This window comes from Streptomyces sp. adm13(2018), from assembly GCF_008042145.1.
Taxonomy (GTDB): domain Bacteria; phylum Actinomycetota; class Actinomycetes; order Streptomycetales; family Streptomycetaceae; genus Streptomyces.
Genome location: NZ_RDBH01000332.1, coordinates 1 through 4,490 on the forward strand (window position 1 = coordinate 1; position 4,490 = coordinate 4,490).

Annotated in this window: 6 protein-coding genes; 5 read left to right on the forward strand and 1 reads right to left on the reverse strand. The window is 69.4% G+C overall.

Annotated elements, in window-relative coordinates:
- On the forward strand, nucleotides 1–689 hold a 689-nt coding region (locus EAO70_RS37290), incomplete at its 5' end, for a hypothetical protein (protein ID WP_222723524.1).
- A 145-nt stretch (nucleotides 690–834) separates the two neighbouring features.
- Here the strand turns inward: EAO70_RS37290 and EAO70_RS37295 are convergent.
- Nucleotides 835–1,548, reverse strand: coding sequence for a hypothetical protein (locus EAO70_RS37295; protein ID WP_222723525.1), 714 nt, complete (start codon nucleotides 1,546–1,548; stop codon nucleotides 835–837).
- A gap of 263 nt (nucleotides 1,549–1,811) precedes the next feature.
- On the opposite strand from EAO70_RS37295, the gene EAO70_RS37300 reads away from it, so the two are divergent.
- From EAO70_RS37300 to EAO70_RS37320, 4 genes are all read left to right on the forward strand, one after another.
- A complete protein-coding gene (locus EAO70_RS37300) occupies nucleotides 1,812–2,285 on the forward strand; it encodes a hypothetical protein (protein WP_187284222.1) in 474 nt (157 codons plus the stop codon).
- Nucleotides 2,286–2,308: 23 nt separating this feature from the next.
- A complete protein-coding gene (locus EAO70_RS37305) occupies nucleotides 2,309–2,761 on the forward strand; it encodes a hypothetical protein (RefSeq protein ID WP_261993257.1) in 453 nt (150 codons plus the stop codon).
- 474 nt (nucleotides 2,762–3,235) lie between these two features.
- Entirely contained in the window at nucleotides 3,236–3,721 is a 486-nt protein-coding gene (locus tag EAO70_RS37315; RefSeq protein WP_148007194.1) for a MarR family winged helix-turn-helix transcriptional regulator, read from the forward strand.
- A gap of 257 nt (nucleotides 3,722–3,978) precedes the next feature.
- Nucleotides 3,979–4,473: a hypothetical protein gene (locus tag EAO70_RS37320; protein WP_148007195.1), complete on the forward strand. Its 495-nt coding sequence runs from the start codon at nucleotides 3,979–3,981 to the stop codon at nucleotides 4,471–4,473.
- The last annotated feature ends 17 nt before the right edge of the window (nucleotides 4,474–4,490 follow it).

Here is a 4,490-nt window from a genome sequence, read left to right on the forward strand (position 1 = left end):
GCCCGCCCCCTGCCACAGGTGAAGACTCCCCAACCTCTCCCCACGCTGAAGAGGGCCCTAGCCCCTCTCCAGCCGCCGACGAGGCCGGCACACCATCCGCGGAGGCACCTGCACCTTCCGGTTCAGCCCTCGCCATTGCTGGGGCTCTGATAGCTCTCCTGACGCTGATCGTCGCCGGCGTCACCCTGTACCTGACGTTCCGGAGCGATGCCAGGGAAACTGTGCAAGCGGTCGACCGGGTGCAGGACCGGGCAGAGGACCGGGAGCGGCGATACGCGAACGAAGTCGGCTTCTACCGGACAGGCGACCAGGCGGCGGTTGCGAACGGCAGCACGCATTTCATGCCCATGCGTCTCGTGCTCCCCTCGAAACAGGTGTGGTGGGACCTGCTGGGCCCAGAGCCCTGCGAGCAGGTCTGGATCACCTATCGGTCGCTGATCGCTGAGATGAACAGGAAGCTTCCCGACCTGTCCCTCTCCGCGTCCGACCTGGCGGGCCTTCAACTCAAGTTCCAGGACCCTGCGGGCCGCACCTGGTCCATCGACCGAAAAGGCATCCTTTCGGCCAGCACGTGGACAACGTCCACAGGAGAGAAGGGGACTCAGCTCGATCGCTCAGACCTCCTCGTCTACCCGGACGAACCCTGGATGACGGACGCCGAGCCGGCACCCGGCTGCGGTCCTGCCTGACGCACTGGCTGGCAGCGTCTGCGTCGGGGCCGACGCCGCGGTGCCACACCGGACCCCGCCTCCACCCGCCGATCGGCCCCCGGCTGCTGCTCATCACCCGCCCGGAGCGCCGACCATGGCTCCGTCCTCGGCCCTCACCGCTGCGTCATGGGAACAGGCCGCCATCGCCTGAGCAGCCTTTCAGGGACTGCGGTTGTACGGCCTGTACGGCGCCTGGCATTCCGGGCTCGGTGGTGAAGTCCAGCGCGGTGGGCTGGGTGAGAAGGCCTGAGCCGTCGCGCTGCCACAGTGTTCCGTCGCGATCGGTATACGTCACCCATCTGGTGGTGATGTTCGGTGGTGCGCCATACGCCCGCCATTGGGCGCCGAGCGGGTCGGGAAGGGGATGCCCGTCCGCCGGGTGAGTCACGCTCTCGTTCGCTCCGAATCGCATTTCTTTCGAGGTGAAGACCAGGTCGGAGCACGGTGGCACACTCGGCACTTTGACGATGAAGATCACCTGCCAGGTTGCGGGCCTGTGCTCGTCGACAATGCCCGGGTGATTGGTATCGAAGAGCATGGTGGCGTTGGAGATCGGGTCGGGTGACCTGTTCGTCAGATGGAGGCGTGGTGTGCCGTCAGCCCGGACATCGACCCAGTACGAGACCCGTGCGGCGTGCTCACGTCTCTTCTCTTCCGCGGCCTCCTGCGACTGCCTGAGCTGTGCTCTTGCGATGCTGGCGCTGTAGAACGTCGCTACCCCGGTGGTGAGCAGGCCGGCGACGCTCGCCAGGATCGTGATGACCGCGCCAGTGATGATGAGAACCCGGGGCACGTGCTTGTGCTCAGGGCTGCCCTCTCCTCCTGATAGGTCCGCCATTTCTTCACAGTGCCGAGTCGATAGGCGCGGGACGAACCTGAGAGAGCCATACGGAGGGCGCCGTCGTCAGCGGGCACCCGCGGCCACCGCGCGACCGCGACGATCCGCTACTGGCAGGAAGGCGGCCCCGCTGCCGCCCGGACACGTCCCCCGAGGACTGCCGCCATGTCCTGGACCTCCTGGCCGGCTTCACCCCGCAGGTTCAGCCGCTCCCGCCGCTCGCCGCGCTCGCGCAGGTCAAGGGATCGCTGTGCCTGTTCGGTGTGGACGCCGGCGAGCTCGCGGCCCGCTTCCGGGTACGAACGCTCGTGCAGACCGGCATCGACACCCACATCGGCGTCGCCGACCACTTGGCGACCGCCGCCACCGCGTCCGCCCGCACCGGCCGGTCCGGGGTGCTCCACCTGCCCGACCACCGCGCGGTCGAACACTTCCTCGCACCCCTGCCGATCCAGGGGCTGCACGGCATCGGCCCTGCCCAGGCCGGCCAGCTCCAGCGGTACGGGCTCCACACCGTCGGCGCCCTGGACGCGATGGCTTTCCAGCGGGCCCGGATCCGCCGTCTCACCCTCGCTGCCGAAGACCTTCGCCCGGCCGAGGAGGGGCCGGGCACGCAGATGTCCCGCGACGACGCGCGGGAGGCGCGGCTGCGGCTGGAGCCGGTGATCGACGAGCTGAACGCGCGGTACGGTCACCGGGTCGCGGGGCCTGCCGGCGCCTACCTGAGAGCGAGCTGAAGCCCAATGGCTGACTACTATCCGTGCCGAATCGCGACGGGGAGGGGGACCTGACGCTGTTCTGGCGGTCTGGGGAGGGCGAAGCCCCTGATCAGCTCATCGTTGACGACCTCGGACGGCTCCCTGCGTTCCACGACCGCAAGACGCTGCGGGAATACTGCGATCGCGGCGGGTGGGAGCTTGTCTGGGATGGCGAAGCCGCTCTCGATCTGGACGTCGTACGGCAGTGGGTCGAGCATCCCGACCATGACTTGGTCACGGCAGGAGTGCTGCTAGAAGCATGGAACTTCCTCGAAGACCTCTCCCTCAGTCTGAAGACCGGCCCGTCCCTCCCTTCCCAAGGACCGATCCACGACAGTGCCTACGAGAAGATCTTCGGTGGCGAAGCGCTCGAACCGACCGCTGGCAAGGAGGCCTGGACGGACGAGGAGACCGCGGCCGTACGCGAACTCCTCCGCGCGGGGCTGGAACTCTGAGATCAGGCCGTCCATGGTTCCGGGACCGGCTGACCGAACCTATGAGCCTTCCGTGCGCTCCCGGTTCAAGTTTCGGTCGGTCGTCTTCAACTGACCGTGATGACCCCGGCCGGTCCTGAACGGGCAGCAGTCCGTCCGTCCCGGTCTCGACGGCCGCTGCAGAACCCACGCTGCGGCGGCCGCTGCCGAGGTGTGCGCCCACCGGCCGGCGTCCGTTCGTGCACGCGGACCCCTGCCGGCGCTACAAGTCGCAACACCGTCGAACGAGCGATCAACCGGCTCAAGCAACAGCGAGCCGCCCCGACCAGATACGGCAAGCGCGGTTACGTCTTCCTCGGCACCGCAACAGCCGCAGCCCTCTCTATCTGGCTCCGAACATGAGCGACCTGACAAGTCCGCCCGTCGACCGTCCGGCCCGACTCGTCCCCCCAAGGCGCTTGACCTCAACTTAAGTTGAGTTTCTATGTTCTTCTCATGACCACTTCGAGCAGCACCTCAGCCCCCTTCGCCCCCTCCCACGACGACGCTGGCCTCATCGCCCAGCCCATCGGATACTGGGCCAACGCGGCCGGCCAGGCCGTCGTCAAGAGCATCCGGACCGCGCTCGGCGCCCTCAGCCTGACCCAGCCCGCCTGGTGGGTCCTGCACCACCTCAGCGAGCGCCCGAAGGGCTGGGGCCGCGCGGAACTGACCGAATTCCTCAGCTACTACCCGGGCCCCGACGATGACCTGCCCGGTGACATCGACAGCCTCGTCGCCCGGGGCCTGGTCTTTCAGAACGAGGACGGGCACCTGCTGCGGACCGAGTCGGGCGCGGAGCTGTATTCCCGCGCGGCGGCGCGGCAGACGGAGTTGCGCCGCCAGGTACACGAGGGCATTCCGGACGAGGAGTACGCCCGCACCCTTAAGGTCCTCCAGCGCATGATCCACAACGTGAAAGGTGACGCGTGGCACCACTGACCCGGGCGGGCGGCCCCGGTTCACCGCTCGCGCCGCCCATTCCCCGGACCGGTGCCTGTCCAGCATGACCCGCTGGACAGTCCCGGTTGACTAAGAGCACCAGTCGCCGGTTTGCGGGTGCCGGTCGCTGCGTGGCGGTGGGCCGCGGCCTCGGGCCTGGTCCCGGCTGCCGACGCGGGCCCGCGGCTGTGGTCCCAGGCGGTCGTGGAGGCCGCTGACGCGGAAGCGGTCTGCGCGGCTCTGCGGGGTGCCGACGGGTGCGTCGTGGGCGGCGGACCGGCTCACCAAGGCGCTGGGGGAGCCCCGGCGGTTCCGTCCGCGCGTCGACCGCCTCCGCCATCGGCCACCTCGTCCGCGCCGGGCTGCTGACCTACCTCGGCGGGGAGCCGGCCTTCCCTGATGTCCACCCCGATCAGGTCGCCGCCCTCGCCCGCCGCCGGGACCTGCCCGCGCTCCTGGACCGCCACGTTCCCCTCGGCCCCGACCAGGCCGCCCACCGCTGCGGCGTCCGCCGCACCGACTTCGACCAGGCCGTCCGCCTCGGCTGGGTGACCCCGACCGCCACGGTCGACATCGACTACAAGCGCCACGGCGGATGGACCACGGTCCCGCTGTTCTCCGGCCAGGACGTCGCCCTTCTGCCCCTCACCCGCCCGTCCGTCGACTGGCACGCCTTGCGCACCCTCACCCCGGGTGCACGTCGCTGCCGCCGGCGGGGGCGGGGAAGTCGGGGTGCCGGCGGCGCCAGTTGACCACCGCCGCCCGGCCG

Excerpts from the sequence above, each read along its gene's own strand:
- EAO70_RS37295 (WP_222723525.1), bottom strand. The coding sequence starts at position 1,548 with ATGGCGGACCTATCAGGAGGAGAGGGCAGCCCTGAGCACAAGCACGTG.
- EAO70_RS37315 (WP_148007194.1), top strand. The coding sequence starts at position 3,236 with ATGACCACTTCGAGCAGCACCTCAGCCCCCTTCGCCCCCTCCCACGAC.